The following is a 17502-nucleotide window of genomic DNA, read 5'->3' as shown; positions in this document are numbered from 1 at the left end:
ACGCCCGGTTACATTCCGAACCCGGAAGCTAAGCCTCACAGCGCCGATGGTACTGCAGGGGGGACCCTGTGGGAGAGTAGGACGCCGCCGAACAAATTTTGAAAAGGTTGGACCCCGAACTTCGGTTCGGGGTCCAACCCTTTTCTGTTGTGCGTAACTTCGAGTTCACGTTCCACGCCCAGCATCGGAGCCATGGGTACTGCTGCAATGCTCAGGGCGGCCGGCGTCGGAGCCGGTGACGAGGTCGTCGTACCGGCCTTCGGGAACGTCGAAGTGGCCGAGGCCGTCACCCTGGCGGGTGCGCTCCCGGTGTTCGCGGACATAGATCCGGTCGGCTACTGCCTCGACGCGTCGGCCGTGGAAGCGGCCATAACTCCGCGCACGGCGAGCATAGTTGTCGTGCACCGCTTCGGACGGCGCGCGGACGTCGCGCGGTTGCACGAGCTCGGGCAGCGGCACGGGCTGCTGGTGCTGGAGCAGGGGGAGTCCGAGGCGCCGTACGACGAGATGGCGCAGCGCCGGGAGCGGGCCGCCTACCTGGACGCCAAGTTGAAGGGTGTGCGGACACCGGACGGGGGTCCCGGGCACACCTACCAGCAGTACGTGGTGCGGGTGCCGGGCAACGGCCGGCCGGACCGCGACGCCTTCGCCCGCGCCCTGCGGAACAAGGGAATCCAGTGCCGCGTCCCCGTGAAGACGCCCGTGCACCGGCTGCCGGAGTTCAGGCGCTGTGTCACGCTGCCGGAGACCGAGCGGGCCGCGGACGAGACCCTCGCCCTGCCGGTGGACGCCTCGCTCACCAAGCGGGAGATGCAGCGGACCGTCTCCGCCTGCAACGCACTCGGCGGACTGCTCCAGCCCGCCTTCTGACCGCAAGCCGAACGAGTTTGGGAACTCGGGCCTGTTCAGGGTATGGTTTTCTTGTTGCCGCGAGGGAAACCTCGAAAGCGACAGGCCCCTATAGCTCAGTCGGTAGAGCGTCTCCATGGTAAGGAGAAGGTCAACGGTTCGATTCCGTTTGGGGGCTCCGACAGAAAGGCCCCGCCCATTCGGGCGGGGCCTTTTTCATGCCTCCTGGTGGGGCTCCGGGACGCGCATCGCCAGAATGGCCATGTCGTCGGACGGGGCGTCCGAGGCGAAGCGTTCCACCGCACGCATGATGCGCGCGGCCACCGCGCCCGCCGTGAGGCCCGTGCACGTGGTGAGGACGTCGGCGAGGCCGTCGTCGCCCAGCATGCGGGTGCCCTCACGGCGTTCGGTGACGCCGTCCGTGACGCAGAGCAGGACGTCACCCGGGTCGAGGGTGACCGTCTCCTCGTACAGCTCCAGGTCCTCGATGACGCCCAGCAGCGGCTGGGGTTCGGCGAACGGGACCACCGTGCCGTCCTGCCGCAGGCGCAGCGGGAGCGGATGACCGGCGCAGACCACCTTCAGCTCGGCGCTGCCGTCCTCCTGCGGCCGCATCTCGCCGTAGAGCAGCGTCAGGAAGCGGCTGCGGTCGCCCTCGTCGAGGATGGCCGAGTTCAGCCTCTCCAGCACCGCGGGGCCGGAGAGGCCCTCCCGGGCCAGCAGGCGCAGCGCGTGCCGGGCGAGACCGGTGACCGCGGCCGCGTTGGGGCCCGTGCCGCAGACGTCGCCGATGGCGAAGCCGTAGGCGCCGTTGCCGATGGGGAAGAGGTCGTAGAAGTCGCCGCCGACCTCGTTGCCCTCGCCGGCCGCGCGGTAGATGACCTCGACCTCGACGCCGTCGATGTGCGGCAGGCCGGGCGGGAGCAGGCTGCGCTGGAGGGACTGGCTGATGGCCGTGCGCTCCGAGTACAGGCGGGCGTTGTCCAGGGCGAGCGCGGCTCGGCGGGACAAGTCCTCGGCCAGTTCCAGGATTTCCTGGCGGAAGTGCTCGTCGGTCGGCTTGCCGAGGGTCAGCATGCCGATGACGCGGTTGCGGGCGACGAGTGGCAGGACGACCGTCTCGCCGCCGACCGCGGAGGCCGTGGCCAGGGTCGGGCCGATGCCGGAGGCGACCTGGTGCGTGGGGCCGCCGGCCAGTCCGAGGCTGCGCATGGAGCTGCGTAGGGCCGCCTGGTGGGCGACCTCGCCGGGCGCGGACCAGATCCGGGCGCCGGGCGTCGGCACCGGGTCGGGCGCCGGGACCTTCGACAGCAGCGACTTGATGCCGTCGATGAGGTCCTCGTCCTCGTGCAGCACGTACGACAGGTACGGCTCCGAGGCCTGGTCGGCGATCGTGTAGACCGCGCACCAGGTCGCGAGGGTCGGCACCGTCATCTGCGCCATCAGGGCCAGGGTCTGGTCGCGGTCCAGGGTGCCGGCCAGCAGGTCGGAGGCCTCCACCAGGAAGCTCAGGGAGCCGCGGCGCAGCCGCTCCAGCTCGCCCAGCCGGGCCGACTCGACGGCCAGGGCGATGCGGTCGGCGGCGAACTGCAGGCGCAGCGCCTCCTCGTTCGAGTACCGGCCGGGCGCCTCGGCGGCGACACCGAGGGAGCCGGTGAGCCGGCCCTCGACCTTCAGCGGGACCGTGACCACCGAACGCATGCCGGTGCCGGACAGCAGCGGCACCGCTCCGGGGACGGCGGTGAGGTCGTCGTGGACGGCGGGCATGCGCGCGGAGCCGTAGCGGCCGGGGCCGGCCTCGACGGGCACGCGGGCGAAGCGCTGGCGGGCGGAGGGCAGGCCGGTGGAGGCGCGTACCTCGAGCTCGGTCTCGTCGTCGGTGGCGAGCAGCAGGAACGCGGAGTCGCCGTCGAGCATGTCGCGCGCCCGCTCGACGGTGCGCTGCAGCAGGCCGTCCAGGTCGTCGGGGGCGGGGGAGCCGATGAAGACCTCGAACGGGTCGGTGCTCTGCCCGTCGGAGGCCGACGTCTGGTCGGTTGCGGGGCCGCGCAGCGGCGTCTGCAGGACGGCGCGCTCGTGATCGCGGACCAGGAGACACACGGTGGACGGCTCGCCGCCGGTGTCGCGGACCCGGAGGTGGGAGGCGTACACCGGGGCCACCCGGCCGTCGGCGCGGCGGATGCCGTAGCTGCCCTCCCAGCGGGAGAGCCGCAGGGCCTCGGCGATGCCGGTGCCGGTGCCCGGGGTGTGCGGCCAGGCCGCGAGGTCGGTGAGGGGCTTGCCGACGACCTCGCTCGCCAGGTGGCCGAACAGCTCCTCCGCGTCCTCGTTCCAGGCGCTGATGGAGCCCTTCCGGTCGACCTGGAGGACCGCGACGCGGATTCTGCCGTCGGCCAGCGGGAGCAGGTCGGCGGGGAGCGAGGGGCCGGCGGCGCGGGTGCCGACCGGTCGTTCGGGCAGGTCGAGCTGGAACCAGACGCTCTTGTGGGTGGGGGTGTAGTCCACGCCCCAGCGGGCCGCCAGGGCCGCGCACAGCTGCAGGCCGCGGCCGCCCTCGCGGTCGGGGCTGCCCATCGCGGCGTGGGCGCTCTGCACGGGCAGCTCGCGCTCGGGGTAGCGGTCCGAGACCTCGATGCGTACGCCGTCCTCGGTGCGCAGGCACAGCACCTCGGCGTGCGTGCCGGCGTGCACCACCGCGTTGGTCACGAGTTCGCTGGTGAGGACCACCGCGTCGTCGATGATGTCGGCGAAACCCCAGCCCTGGAGGGTGTCGCGGACGAAGGACCGGGCGGTCGCCACCGATCGTCCGACGGGCTCGAAGCTGGCGGCCGCGCGGGCGGTGATCACGAAACTCCTCGGCCTGTTGTCGGCGGACAGGGCTGCGGGGCCGGCCGGCTCGCGCCGCTGCTGCGGCATCAGCTCGCCCGTCGGCCGTGGCTCCGGGGATTGCTCCCCGGGGATCAGTCCGGTGGTCATGTTCTGCGGCCGCCCCTCCGATGCCCGCTCGTTCTGGTGCCACCGCCCAGGCCGGACGGACCGGTGCGGCTGGACAGCCGCATGCAAGGTTACTTACCTTCGCCGTCCGAGCGGATGCCGGTCGCCGTTGTTTAACCCCCCAGGGTGTGTGCGGACGATGTGCGAAGCTGCCGAACTGTTATGGCCTGGTTGGGCCGGGGTGAAACACTGGGCAGGCTTCCGATGAGGGTCCGGTCGGTTCGAATGTGTTCCCCGCACGGTGGGCAGCAGCCCTTGGTGTGTCCGGAACTCATACGGCGGAAATACCGAGCGGTAACGGGTACGCGGAAGCAAGCCGGTATGCCGGGGACGGCACACCGGGCCGATGTGACCGAGCACAGCGGTAACGGTCTACCCCTTCGGGAGGGACACAGTGGAGTCTGGCGCAGCGACGCGGGGCACGAAGGCGCGCGCGAAGGGCGGACAGTCCCTGGGCAGGGGCGGCGGCACCACCGCCGTGGACACGGCTGCCCTGAACCGGTTGCTGGCGGCCCTGGCCGCCATGCGGGACGGGAACTTCCGCAAGAGGCTCACGGTGTCCGGGGACGGCGTGATGTCGGAGATCGCCGCCGTCTTCAACGAGGTGGCCGACCGCAACCTGCACCTGACCGGTGAGCTGTCGCGGGTGCGGCGCATGGTGGGGCGTGAGGGGAAACTCACGGAACGGCTGGAGACGGGGGCCTGCGAGGGATCGTGGGCGACCGCCGTCGACAACTCCAACGCGCTGGTCGACGATCTGGTGTGGCCCGTCTCGGAGGTCAGCCGGGTCCTGACCGGGGTCGCGGAGGGCGACCTGTCGCCGCGGATGGATCTGCGTACTCAGGCGCCGGACGGCACCGGGCATCCCTTGCGGGGCGAGTTCCTGAAGGTCGGCCGCACCGTCAACAACCTGGTCGACCAGCTCTCGACGTTCACCGACGAGGTCACGCGCGTGGCCAGCGAGGTCGGCACCGAGGGCAAGCTCGGCGGCCAGGCCCGGGTCCGCGGGCTGTCCGGTTCCTGGAAGGACCTCACGGACTCCGTCAACACGATGGCGTCCCGGCTGACGGCCCAGGTGCGGGACATCGCCCTGGTGACGACCGCGGTCGCCAAGGGCGATCTGTCGCGGAAGGTCACCGTTCACGTGGCCGGCGAGATGCTGGAACTGAAGAACACCGTCAACACGATGGTGGACCAGCTCTCCGCGTTCTCCTCGGAGGTGACGCGGGTCGCGCGGGAGGTCGGCACCGACGGCATCCTCGGTGGTCAGGCGCACGTGCCGGGTGTGGACGGTACGTGGAAGGAACTCACCGATTCGGTGAACCTGATGGCCGGCAATCTGACGGCCCAGGTGCGCGGGATCGCCCAGGTGACCACGGCCGTGGCCAACGGTGATCTGTCGCAGAAGGTGACGGTCCCGGCGCGGGGCGAGGTCGCGCAGCTCGCCGAGACGATCAACCAGATGACCGAGACGCTGCGGATCTTCGCGGACGAGGTCACGCGCGTGGCCAACGAGGTCGGCGCCGAGGGCCGGCTGGGCGGGCAGGCGACGGTGCCGGGTGTCGCCGGTACCTGGAAGGACCTGACGGACTCCGTCAACACGGTGTTCCGCAATCTGACGACGCAGGTGCGGGACATCGCCGCGGTGACGACGGCGGTGGCCAGCGGCGACCTGTCGCAGAAGGTCACGGTGGACGTGGCCGGCGAGATGCTGGAGCTGAAGAACACCGTCAACACGATGGTGGACCAGCTCTCCGCGTTCGGCGCCGAGGTGACCCGGGTCGCCCGGGAGGTCGGCGTCGAGGGCGAGCTGGGCGGTCAGGCGCAGGTGCCGGGCGCGGCCGGCACCTGGAAGGACCTGACGGACTCCGTCAACACGGCGTTCCGCAACCTGACCGGCCAGGTGCGCAACATCGCCCAGGTGACGACGGCGGTGGCCAACGGCGACCTGTCGCAGAAGGTCACGGTGGACGTCTCCGGTGAGATGCTCCAGCTGAAGAACACCGTGAACACGATGGTGGACCAGCTGTCGAGCTTCGCCGACCAGGTGACGCGGATGGCCCGGGACGTGGGCACCGAGGGCCGGCTCGGCGGCCAGGCCCGGGTGGACGGGGTGTCGGGCACCTGGAAGGAGCTCACCGACTCCGTCAACTCGATGGCGTCCAATCTGACGGGTCAGGTGCGCAACATCGCGCAGGTGACGACGGCCGTGGCGCGCGGTGACCTCTCGCAGAAGATCGACGTCGACGCGCGCGGGGAGATCCTGGAGCTGAAGAACACCATCAACACGATGGTCGACCAGCTCTCCGCCTTCGCCGACCAGGTGACCCGGGTGGCCCGGGACGTGGGCACCGAGGGCCGCCTCGGCGGTCAGGCGCAGGTGCCGGGCGTGGCCGGGGTGTGGCGGGACCTGACGGACTCCGTGAACGGCATGGCCGGCAACCTCACCGCCCAGGTGCGCAACATCGCCCAGGTGGCCACGGCGGTGGCGCGCGGTGACCTCTCCCAGAAGATCACCGTGGACGCGCGCGGGGAGATCCTGGAGCTGAAGAACACCCTGAACACGATGGTGGACCAGCTGTCGTCGTTCGCCCAGGAGGTCACGCGTGTGGCCCGTGAGGTGGGCACCGAGGGCATGCTGGGCGGTCAGGCGGAGGTCCAGGGTGTCTCGGGCACCTGGAAGGACCTCACGCAGTCCGTGAACTTCATGGCGAACAACCTGACGATCCAGGTGCGCAACATCGCCGAGGTCACGACGGCCGTCGCCAAGGGCGATCTGTCGAAGAAGATCACCGTCGACGCGAAGGGCGAGATCCTCGAACTCGTCACGACGGTCAACACGATGGTGGACCAGCTCTCCAGCTTCGCCGAGCAGGTGACCCGGGTGGCCCGCGAGGTGGGCACCGAGGGCATCCTGGGCGGTCAGGCGCACGTTCCGGGTGTCACGGGCATCTGGAAGGACCTGAGCAACAACGTCAACCTGATGGCCAACAACCTGACCATGCAGGTGCGGAACATCTCCCAGGTGGCGGCCGCGGTCGCCAACGGTGACCTGACGCGGCAGGTGACCATCGAGGCGAGCGGTGAGGTCGCGCAGCTCGCCGACACCTTCAACACCATGGTGCGGACGCTGAGTTCGTTCGCCGACCAGGTCACCAAGGTGGCCCGTGAGGTGGGCACGGACGGCATCCTGGGCGGCCAGGCGCACGTGCCCGGTGTGGCCGGCACCTGGAAGGACCTCACCGAGTCCGTGAACCAGATGGCGTCGAACCTGACCGGCCAGGTGCGGAACATCGCCATGGTCACCACGGCCATCGCCAAGGGCGACCTGACCAAGAAGATCGACATCGACGCCCGCGGCGAGATCCTCGAGCTGAAGACGACGATCAACACGATGGTCGACCAGCTCTCCAGCTTCGCCGAGGAGGTCACCCGGGTCGCCCGCGAGGTGGGTACGGAGGGGCAGCTCGGCGGTCAGGCACGCGTGCGTGACGTCGACGGCACCTGGCGGGACCTGACGGAGTCGGTGAACGAGATGGCCGGGAATTTGACCCGGCAGGTGCGCGCCATCGCGCGCGTGGCGACCGCGGTGACCCGCGGCGACCTGAACCTGAAGATCGACGTCGACGCCTCCGGCGAGATCCAGGAGCTGCAGGACTACATCAACAAGATGATCGCCAACCTGCGCGACACCACGATCGCCAACAAGGAGCAGGACTGGCTGAAGGGCAATCTGGCCCGTATCTCCGCCCTGATGCAGGGCCGCCGGGACCTGGCGGACGTGGCCTCGCTGATCATGAGCGAGCTGACGCCGGTGGTGTCCGCGCAGCACGGCGTGTTCTTCCTGACGATGCCGCTCATGGAGGGCCAGGACCTCGGCGCCGACGCCGAGGACAACTACGAGCTGCGGATGCTCGGCTCGTACGGCTACTCGATGGGCTCCATGCCGGCGTCGTTCCGGCCGGGTGAGGGGCTGATCGGCACGGCCGCCCAGGAGAAACGCACGATCCTGGTGGAGAACGCGCCCAGCGGCTATCTGAAGATCTCCTCGGGGCTCGGCGAGGCCCCGCCGGCGCAGGTCATCGTGCTGCCGGTGCTGTTCGAGGGCAAGGTGCTCGGCGTGATCGAGCTGGCGTCGTTCACGCCGTTCACGCAGATCCAGAAGGACTTCCTCAACCAGATCGCCGAGATGATCGCGACCAGCGTCAACACCATCTCGGTGAACACCAAGACCGAGCTGCTGCTGAAGCAGTCGCAGGAGCTGACCGAGCAGCTGCGGGAGCGGTCGGCCGAGCTGGAGAACCGGCAGAAGGCGCTGCAGGCGTCCAACGCCGAACTGGAGGAGAAGGCCGAGCTGCTCGCCCGGCAGAACCGGGACATCGAGGTGAAGAACACCGAGATCGAGGAGGCGCGGCAGGTCCTGGAGGAGCGTGCCGAGCAGCTCGCGGTGTCGATGCGCTACAAGAGCGAGTTCCTCGCCAACATGTCGCACGAGCTGCGTACGCCGCTCAACTCCCTGCTGATTCTGGCCAAGCTGCTCGCCGACAACGCCGAGGGCAACCTCTCCCCGAAGCAGGTCGAGTTCGCGGAGACGATCCACGGCGCCGGTTCCGACCTGCTGCAGCTGATCAACGACATCCTGGACCTGTCGAAGGTCGAGGCGGGCAAGATGGACGTCTCCCCGACGCGCATCGCGCTCGTCCAGCTCGTGGACTACGTGGAGGCGACCTTCCGGCCGCTGACCGCGGAGAAGGGCCTGGACCTGTCCGTGCGGGTCTCCCCGGAGCTGCCGGCCACCCTGCACACCGACGAGCAGCGGCTGCTGCAGGTGCTGCGCAACCTGCTGTCCAACGCGGTGAAGTTCACCGACTCCGGTTCGGTGGAACTGGTGATCCGGCCGGCCGGCGCCGACGTCCCGCAGATCATCCGGGAGCAGATGCTGGAGGCCGGTTCGCTGACCGACCCGGACGCCGGCCTGATCGCGTTCTCGGTGACCGACACCGGGATCGGCATCGCGGCCAGCAAGATGCGGGTGATCTTCGAGGCGTTCAAGCAGGCGGACGGCACGACCAGCCGCAAGTACGGCGGCACGGGTCTCGGTCTGTCGATCTCGCGGGAGATCGCGCAGCTGCTCGGCGGTGAGATCTACGCACAGAGCGAGCCGGGTCGCGGTTCGACGTTCACGCTGTACCTGCCAGTGCACCCGAGCGAGTTGCCGCCGCAGGGCTACCAGCAGTCCGTGCAGGCGCTGGAGGCCGGAGAACTGCTCGCCTCCGAGGGCCGGCCGGACGGTGACCTGTCGGCGGCGGAGATCGAGACGCCGGCGGAGGTGAAGTCGTACCGGGAGACGCAGAACGGGGCGGCCGCGCTCTTCAGGCGCCGCCGCCGGAGCCTGCCGCCGCCGGAGAACCGGCCGGAGCAGTGGACCACGGTCGCCGAGCAGGAGACCACGCCGCTGCCGGCCCGCGCGGTACGGTTCGGTGGCGAGAAGGTGCTGATCGTCGACGACGACATCCGCAACGTGTTCGCGCTCACCAGCGTGCTGGAGCAGCACGGGCTGTCGGTGCTGTACGCGGAGAACGGCCGTGAGGGCATCGAGGTGCTGGAGCAGCACGACGACGTGGCGGTGGTGCTGATGGACATCATGATGCCGGAGATGGACGGGTACGCGACGACCACGGCGATCCGCAGGATGCCGCAGTTCGCCGGGCTGCCGATCATCGCGCTGACCGCGAAGGCGATGAAGGGCGACCGGGAGAAGGCGATCGAGTCGGGCGCCTCCGACTACGTGACGAAGCCGGTCGATCCGGACCATCTGCTGGAGGTCATGCGGCAGTACATGGGGCGTCGGTGACGGATCCTCGGGAGTGCATGTGAACGGAGCGGGAACCTTGGGTGTGCACGGGGAGTTGTCGGAGTGCGGGGCGCCGGGCCGTGTGGGAATCCCGGATTCCGGGAACCTTCAGGTCGCTCACGGCGTTTCCGTTGTGTGCACAGTGACATCGCGGTGACAGGGTGTGGCGACGGGCAGGGTGCGGCTACGATGACCGGCACAAGGACGGGCGGCGAAAGGGAGTCGTCCCCTGGGGCGGCGCCCGGTGTACCGCCGGGGCGAGGAGGGCGGGCCATGGTGCAGAAGGCCAAGATCCTCCTGGTCGATGACCGGCCGGAGAATCTGCTGGCGCTGGAGGCCATCCTCTCTGCGCTCGATCAGACGCTGGTGCGGGCATCGTCCGGGGAGGAAGCGCTCAAGGCACTGCTCACGGACGATTTCGCGGTCATCCTGCTGGATGTCCAGATGCCGGGCATGGACGGATTCGAGACCGCCGCGCACATCAAGCGGCGCGAGCGGACCCGGGACATCCCGATCATCTTCCTCACCGCGATCAACCACGGCCCGCACCACACCTTCCGCGGCTACGCGGCCGGCGCGGTGGACTACATCTCCAAGCCGTTCGATCCATGGGTGCTGCGGGCGAAGGTCTCGGTGTTCGTCGAGCTGTACATGAAGAACTGCCAGCTGCGCGAGCAGGCGGCGCTGCTGCGGCTGCAGTTGGAGGGCGGCGGCAAGAGCGCGGTCGGCGGCAAGGAGTCCGCGGGGCTGCTCGCCGAACTCTCGGCGCGTCTGGCGGCCGTCGAGGAGCAGGCCGAGGCGCTGTCGAAGCAGCTTGACGACGAGTCGGCGGACGCCGCCGCGGTGGCCACGGCCGCCCATCTGGAGCGGAAACTGACGGGGCTGCGGCGGGCGCTGGACGCCCTGGAGCCGGGCGCGGGCAGCGGCAGCCAGTCGGTGCCGACGCAGAACTGACCACCGCCGGGAAGGCAGTTGCCCATGAGCGTGCGTCAGTTCCGCGCCTCGGAAGGGGCGACACGAACGGGTGAAGCAGTGGGCACACGTGTCCGCTGTCGTCTCCCCCGGTAATCTCACACCCATGGCCTCACGTCCCTCCGCAGCCAAGAAGCCGCCCGCCAAGAAGGCGGCCGCTCCAGCGAAGGCTGCGGCACGTAAGGCCGCCGCCAAGAAGGCGCCCGCCAGAAGGCCTCCGGTCAAGAAGGCCGCGCCGCCCAGGCCGGCTCCGAGCCCCACGGGGGGCGTGTATCGACTTGTGCGCGCCCTCTGGCTCGGCCTCGCGCACGCCGTCGGCGCCGTCTTCCGCGGCATAGGACAGGGCGCGAAGAACCTCGACCCGGCCCACCGCAAGGACGGGGTCGCGCTGCTGCTCTTCGCTCTCGCGCTGATCGTCGCCGCCGGTACCTGGGCCGACCTGCGCGGCCCCGTCGGGGACCTGGTGGAGATCCTGGTCACCGGCGCCTTCGGGCGGCTCGATCTGCTGGTGCCGATACTGCTCGCGGTGATCGCCGTCCGCTTCATGCGGCACCCGGAGCAGCCGGAGGCCAACGGCCGGATCGTGATCGGCCTGTCCGCCCTGGTCATCGGCATCCTCGGGCAGGTGCACATCGCGTGCGGCGCGCCCGCCCGCAGCTCCGGCATGGAGGCCATAAGGGACGCCGGCGGCCTCATCGGCTGGGCGGCGGCGACCCCGCTGACGTACACCATGACCGCGGTGCTCGCCGTACCGCTGCTGGTGCTGCTGACGGTCTTCGGGCTGCTCGTGGTGACCGCGACACCGGTCAACGCCATTCCGCAGCGCCTGCGCGCGCTGGGCGTGCGCCTGGGCCTGCTGTCCGACCCGCAGGAGTTCGAGGTCGCCGGGGACGACGAGCTCTACGACGAACAGTGGCGTGAGGCGCTGCCCGCGCGCCCCCGCGGACGCCGGAGCGCCCCGCGGGCGTACGACCCCGAGGGAGCCGAGGAGGACGCGCTCTCGCAGCGCCGCGGCCGTCCGCGGCGCTCCGCGGTGCCGCAGCCCGATCCGCGCCGCCGGATGGACGCCGTGGACGTCGCGTCGGCCGCCGCGGCCGCGCTCGACGGCGCCGTCATGCACGGCATGCCGCCGTCCCCGGTCGTCGCCGACCTCACCCAGGGCGTCAGCGTGGGCGAGCGCGAGGACACCACCCCGGTGCCCACGCCGGATCCGGCGCCCGCCCCGACGCCGGTCCCGTCCGCCCGACCGAAGCAGGAGAGGCTGTCCTCCGGCGGCGTCCCCGACCTGACCAAGAAGGCCCCCGAGGAGCCCCGCGACCTGCCCGCGCGCGCTGAGCAGCTCCAGCTCTCCGGCGACATCACCTACGCGCTCCCGTCGCTGGACCTGCTCACCCGGGGCGGCCCCGGCAAGGCGCGCAGCGCGGCCAACGACGCGGTCGTCGCCTCGCTCACCCAGGTCTTCACCGAGTTCAAGGTCGACGCGGCCGTCACCGGCTTCACCCGCGGTCCGACGGTCACCCGCTACGAGGTCGAGCTCGGTCCCGCCGTGAAGGTCGAGCGGATCACCGCGCTGACGAAGAACATCGCGTACGCCGTCGCCAGCCCCGACGTGCGGATCATCAGCCCCATCCCCGGCAAGTCGGCGGTCGGCATCGAGATCCCGAACACCGACCGGGAGATGGTCAACCTCGGCGACGTGCTGCGCCTGGCGGAGTCCGCCGAGGACGACGACCCGATGCTGGTCGCCTTCGGCAAGGACGTCGAGGGCGGGTACGTGATGCACTCGCTGGCGAAGATGCCGCACATGCTGGTGGCGGGCGCCACCGGCTCCGGCAAGTCGTCCTGCATCAACTGCCTGATCACCTCGATCATGATGCGGGCGACCCCGGAGGACGTCCGGATGATCCTCGTCGACCCCAAGCGCGTGGAACTGACGGCCTACGAGGGCATCCCGCACCTGATCACGCCGATCATCACCAACCCCAAGCGGGCCGCCGAGGCCCTGCAGTGGGTGGTGCGCGAGATGGACCTGCGCTACGACGACCTCGCCGCCTACGGCTACCGGCACATCGACGACTTCAACCGCGCCGTCCGCGAGGGCAAGGTCAAGCCGCCGGAGGGCAGCGAGCGCGAGCTCCAGCCGTACCCGTACCTGCTGGTGATCGTGGACGAGCTGGCCGACCTGATGATGGTCGCCCCGCGGGACGTCGAGGACGCCATCGTGCGCATCACCCAGCTCGCGCGCGCGGCCGGCATCCACCTGGTGCTCGCCACCCAGCGCCCGTCGGTCGACGTGGTCACCGGCCTCATCAAGGCGAACGTGCCCTCCCGGCTGGCGTTCGCCACCTCCTCGCTCGCCGACTCCCGGGTCATCCTCGACCAGCCCGGCGCCGAGAAGCTGATCGGCAAGGGCGACGGCCTCTTCCTGCCGATGGGCGCGAACAAGCCGACGCGTATGCAGGGCGCGTTCGTGACCGAGGCCGAGGTCGCGCTCGTCGTGCAGCACTGCAAGGACCAGATGGCGCCCGTCTTCCGCGACGACGTCACCGTGGGCACCAAGCAGAAGAAGGAGATCGACGAGGACATCGGCGACGACCTCGACCTGCTGTGCCAGGCCGCCGAGCTGGTCGTCTCCACCCAGTTCGGGTCGACGTCCATGCTGCAGCGCAAGCTCCGGGTCGGCTTCGCCAAGGCGGGACGGCTCATGGACCTGATGGAGTCCCGCAACATCGTGGGACCGAGCGAGGGTTCGAAGGCGCGTGACGTTCTCGTGAAACCCGACGAGCTGGACGGCGTACTCGCGCTGATCCGTGGGGAGTCGGACGGTTAGGACGGCGGGCCGCCCGGCGTGTCGGTGTTACGCCGGGTGGCGGCAGCGCCGTGATCCACCCGTTAGGGAGCGGCGGGCAACCGTTTCCCCTCGTCGTACGTCAAGTTGAGCGAAAGGACCGGTACGGATCCCGTCCTGGGGTATGTGTCTGTCCCACCATCGGGTTGTCGGGCCATACCGATGGCGTACAAACACCTCCCGCCCGGTCGCCCCACCCTTTCGTACCCGCCTAGACTGAACCTCCAGCACAGGTGGCTCACACGCTCGAAAGGCGCCCCCGTGTCCATCGGCAACTCCCCTGAAGACGAGCGTCCGTTCCACGACGTGTCCGAGGAAGCCCGTCCCTCCGTCGGCCGTGCCCTGCGGCAGGCGCGCATCGCGGCCGGCCTCACGGTCGACGACGTCAGCAGCGCCACCCGTGTCCGTATCGCCATCGTGCACGCCATCGAGGCGGACGACTACGCCCCCTGCGGCGGTGACGTCTACGCGCGCGGGCACATCCGCACGCTGGCCAGGGCCGTGCGTCTCGACCCCGCCCCGCTGATCGCCCAGTACGACGCCGAGCACGGCGGACGGCCCGCGCCCACCCCGGCCGCGCCGATGTTCGAGGCGGAACGCATCCGTCCCGAGCGCCGGGGGCCCAACTGGACCGCGGCCATGGTCGCCGCGATCGTCGCCGTCGTCGGTTTCGTCGGGTTCACCGCCTTCAAGGGCGGCGACAGCGGCAACGACGCCAAGTCGCAGGTCGCCGAGGGGGCCTCGGCCAAGCCCAGCAAGTCGTCCGCGCCCACGACCAAGAAGGACAAGCCCGCCGCGCCGTCGTCCGAGCCGTCCGACAGCGCGATCGCCGCCGCGCCCCAGGACAAGGTCACCGTCCGGGTCAGCGCGCCGAACGGGCGCAGCTGGATCTCGGCCAAGGACCACAACGGCCACATGCTCTTCGACGGGCTGCTCAACAAGGGCGAGTCCAAGACCTTCCAGGACAGCGCCAAGATCAATCTGATCCTCGGCGACGCCGGCGCGATCGAGCTGTACGTGAACGGCAAGAAGATCCAGGACGACTTCCGGCCGGGCGCCGTGGAGCGTCTGACGTACACGAAGGGCGACCCCGAGGCCGGATGAGCGGGGGCGGGACACGGATGTGACGGGGTTGGCCAAGATCGGCCAACCCCGTCGACGTGGGGTGTCAGCCAGACAAAGTAGTCTTGAGCCCATGCCTGAACGCCGTACCGTCGCACTCGTCACTCTTGGCTGCGCCCGTAACGAGGTGGACTCGGAGGAGCTCGCAGGCCGTTTGGAGGCGGACGGCTGGCAGCTCGTCGAGGACGCCGCGGACGCCGATGTCGCCGTGGTCAACACCTGTGGTTTCGTCGAGGCCGCCAAGAAGGACTCCGTCGACGCCCTTCTGGAGGCCAACGACCTCAAGGACCATGGCAGAACCCAGGCCGTGGTGGCGGTGGGCTGCATGGCCGAGCGGTACGGCAACGAGCTGGCCGCGGCGCTGCCCGAGGCCGACGGCGTGCTCGGCTTCGACGACTACGCCGACATCTCCGACCGCCTGCAGACCATCCTCTCCGGCGGCATCCACGCGGCGCACACCCCGCGCGACCGCCGCAAGCTGCTGCCGATCAGCCCCGCCGAGCGGCAGGACTCCGCCGCTGCCGTGGCGCTGCCCGGTCACGGCCCGACCGACCTCCCGGAGGGCGTCGCGCCCGCCTCCGGTCCGCGCGCGCCCCTGCGCCGCCGTCTGGACGGCTCTCCGGTCGCCTCGGTCAAGCTCGCCTCCGGCTGCGACCGGCGCTGCTCCTTCTGCGCCATCCCCTCCTTCCGCGGCTCCTTCATCTCCCGCCGCCCGAGCGACGTGCTGAACGAGACCCGCTGGCTGGCCGAGCAGGGGGTGAAGGAGATCATGCTGGTCTCCGAGAACAACACCTCCTACGGCAAGGACCTGGGCGACATCCGCCTGCTGGAGTCCCTGCTGCCCGAGCTGGCGGAGGTCGACGGCCTCGAGCGGGTGCGCGTCAGCTACCTGCAGCCGGCCGAGATGCGCCCGGGCCTCATCGACGTCCTCACCTCCACCCCGAAGGTCGCCCCCTACTTCGACCTCTCCTTCCAGCACTCCGCGCCCGGCGTGCTGCGTGCCATGCGCCGCTTCGGCGACACCGACCGCTTCCTGGAGCTGCTGGACACCATCCGCGGCAAGGCCCCGCAGGCCGGCGTGCGCTCCAACTTCATCGTCGGCTTCCCCGGCGAGACCGAGGCCGACCTCGCCGAGCTGGAGCGCTTCCTGAACGGCGCCCGGCTGGACGCCATCGGCGTCTTCGGCTACTCCGACGAGGAGGGCACGGAGGCCGCCACGTACGACGGCAAGCTCGACGAGGACGTCGTCGCCGAGCGCCTGGCCCGGGTCTCCCGGCTCGCCGAGGAACTCGTCTCCCAGCGCGCCGAGGAGCGCCTCGGAGAGACCGTGCACGTCCTCGTGGAGTCGGTCGACGGCGAGGACGGCGTGTACGGCCGGGCCGCGCACCAGGCGCCGGAGACGGACGGCCAGGTGCTGCTCACGAGCGGCGAGGGTCTGAGCGTGGGACGTATGGTCGAGGCGAAGGTGGTCGGCACGGAAGGCGTCGACCTGGTCGCCGAGCCGCTGGCGGGCTCGCCGTCGGGCAGTGAGGAGGCGGGCAGATGACCGGAGTCCCGGCTTCCGCCGCGGGCGGTTCCACCGGTGCGCAGGGCGCCCGGGGTGCGACCGCCGCCGACGGCGCTGCTTCCGAGGTCTCCGGCTCCGTCGCCCGTTCTTCCACCCCGGCCCCCGGCCCGGACGGCGGTGCGCGTCCCGCGCGCGGCGGGAAACTGACGGCGGCGGCCGTCAACCAGGCGAGCGTGTGGAACGTCGCCAATCTGCTGACGATGCTCCGGCTGCTCCTCGTGCCCGGCTTCGTGGCGCTGATGCTGGCGGACGGCGGCTACGACCCGGCGTGGCGCTCCCTCGCCTGGGCCGCCTTCGCCGTCGCCATGATCACCGACCTGTTCGACGGGCATCTGGCGCGCACCTACAACCTGGTCACCGACTTCGGGAAGATCGCCGACCCCATCGCCGACAAGGCGATCATGGGTGCGGCGCTCATCTGTCTGTCGTCCCTCGGCGATCTGCCGTGGTGGGTCACCATCGTGATCCTCGGCCGGGAACTCGGGATCACGCTGCTGCGTTTCCTCGTCATCCGCTACGGGGTGATCCCCGCGAGCCGGGGCGGCAAGCTCAAGACGCTCACGCAGGGCGTCGCCGTCGGGATGTACGTCCTGGCCCTGACGGGTTGGCTGGCCAGCATGAGGTTCTGGGTGATGGCCGCGGCGGTCGTGCTCACCGTGGTGACCGGGCTCGACTACGTGAGACAGGCCATTGTGCTGCGCCGGCGGGGAATCGCCGAACGCGCGGCGGCGTTGGAGGAGAAGGAAGCGTGAGTTCACCTGCCACCGAACTGGTGCGACTACTGACCGTGAGGGGCGAGAGCCTCGCCGTCGCGGAGTCGCTCACCGGTGGACTGGTGGCGGCGGAGATCACGGCCGTCCCCGGCGCGTCCAACGTCTTCCGCGGCTCGGTCACCGCCTACGCCACCGAACTGAAGCGGCGGCTGCTGGGCGTCGACGCCACCCTGCTGGCGGAGCGCGGCGCGGTGGATCCGCAGGTGGCGGCGGAGATGGCGGCCGGTGTGCGCCGGGCCCTCGGCGCGGACTGGGGTCTCGCGACGACCGGAGTGGCCGGACCCGACCCGCAGGACGGCCAACCCGTCGGGACGGTGTTCGTCGCCGTCGACGGGCCGCTGACCGCCCACCGGGGTTCTGCCGGTGGCGGAAAAGTGGAGGCGCTGCGGTTGAACGGCGACCGTGCGGAAATTCGTATGGAGAGTGTACGGAGCGTACTCGCACTGCTTCTGAACGAGCTTGCAGGCGAACAGACCGGGAATGAGCGGGCACAGGATACGGAACGGAACGGGGGGTTTTGATG

General features: G+C 70.3%; 9 protein-coding genes, 1 tRNA gene and 1 rRNA gene. 10 read left to right on the top strand and 1 reads right to left on the bottom strand.

Annotated features, from left to right (window positions below; all coding sequences use genetic code 11):
* The 3 genes from rrf to ACFYU0_RS35165 form a co-directional block, all read left to right on the top strand.
* Positions 1-93: ribosomal RNA gene (rrf, locus tag ACFYU0_RS35175) — 5S ribosomal RNA — on the top strand; the annotation flags it as partial.
* Positions 94-207: 114 nt separating this feature from the next.
* Entirely contained in the window at positions 208-870 is a 663-nt protein-coding gene (locus ACFYU0_RS35170; protein WP_389306480.1) for a DegT/DnrJ/EryC1/StrS family aminotransferase, read from the top strand.
* Positions 871-954: 84 nt separating this feature from the next.
* Positions 955-1027 (top strand) — tRNA-Thr (locus ACFYU0_RS35165).
* Positions 1028-1065: 38 nt separating this feature from the next.
* Here ACFYU0_RS35165 and ACFYU0_RS35160 read toward each other — a convergent pair.
* Positions 1066-3825 carry a SpoIIE family protein phosphatase gene (locus tag ACFYU0_RS35160; protein WP_351669707.1) on the bottom strand — a complete coding sequence of 920 codons (2760 nt, stop codon included), beginning with the start codon at positions 3823-3825 and terminating at the stop codon, positions 1066-1068.
* A 412-nt stretch (positions 3826-4237) separates the two neighbouring features.
* Here ACFYU0_RS35160 and ACFYU0_RS35155 point away from each other — a divergent pair, with 412 nt between their 5' ends.
* The 7 genes from ACFYU0_RS35155 (at position 4238) to ACFYU0_RS35125 (ending at position 17500) form a co-directional block, all read left to right on the top strand.
* Positions 4238-9697, top strand: coding sequence for a HAMP domain-containing protein (locus ACFYU0_RS35155; protein ID WP_351669705.1), 5460 nt, complete (start codon positions 4238-4240; stop codon positions 9695-9697).
* Positions 9698-9970: 273 nt separating this feature from the next.
* Positions 9971-10651, top strand: coding sequence for a response regulator (locus ACFYU0_RS35150; protein ID WP_351669702.1), 681 nt, complete (start codon positions 9971-9973; stop codon positions 10649-10651).
* 124 nt (positions 10652-10775) lie between these two features.
* Entirely contained in the window at positions 10776-13499 is a 2724-nt protein-coding gene (locus ACFYU0_RS35145) for a DNA translocase FtsK (RefSeq protein ID WP_389306477.1), read from the top strand.
* A gap of 279 nt (positions 13500-13778) precedes the next feature.
* The gene (locus ACFYU0_RS35140) at positions 13779-14621 is read left to right on the top strand and encodes a RodZ domain-containing protein (protein ID WP_351669696.1); all 843 of its coding nucleotides are present in this window, start codon (positions 13779-13781) and stop codon (positions 14619-14621) included.
* 91 nt (positions 14622-14712) lie between these two features.
* Positions 14713-16185, top strand: coding sequence for a 30S ribosomal protein S12 methylthiotransferase RimO (gene rimO / locus ACFYU0_RS35135; RefSeq protein ID WP_351669693.1), 1473 nt, complete (start codon positions 14713-14715; stop codon positions 16183-16185).
* Positions 16182-16958, top strand: coding sequence for a CDP-diacylglycerol--glycerol-3-phosphate 3-phosphatidyltransferase (gene pgsA / locus ACFYU0_RS35130; RefSeq protein ID WP_351669690.1), 777 nt, complete (start codon positions 16182-16184; stop codon positions 16956-16958). The genes rimO and pgsA overlap by 4 nt, the downstream gene beginning before the upstream one ends.
* Positions 16955-17500, top strand: coding sequence for a CinA family protein (locus ACFYU0_RS35125; RefSeq protein ID WP_389306474.1), 546 nt, complete (start codon positions 16955-16957; stop codon positions 17498-17500). Before pgsA ends, ACFYU0_RS35125 begins: the two co-directional genes overlap by 4 nt.
* The last annotated feature ends 2 nt before the right edge of the window (positions 17501-17502 follow it).

This window comes from Streptomyces sp. NPDC003720, from assembly GCF_042875075.1.
GTDB lineage: Bacteria > Actinomycetota > Actinomycetes > Streptomycetales > Streptomycetaceae > Streptomyces.
The sequence above is the reverse complement of the archived record's forward strand: the minus strand, read 5'-3'. Positions and strand labels throughout refer to the sequence as shown.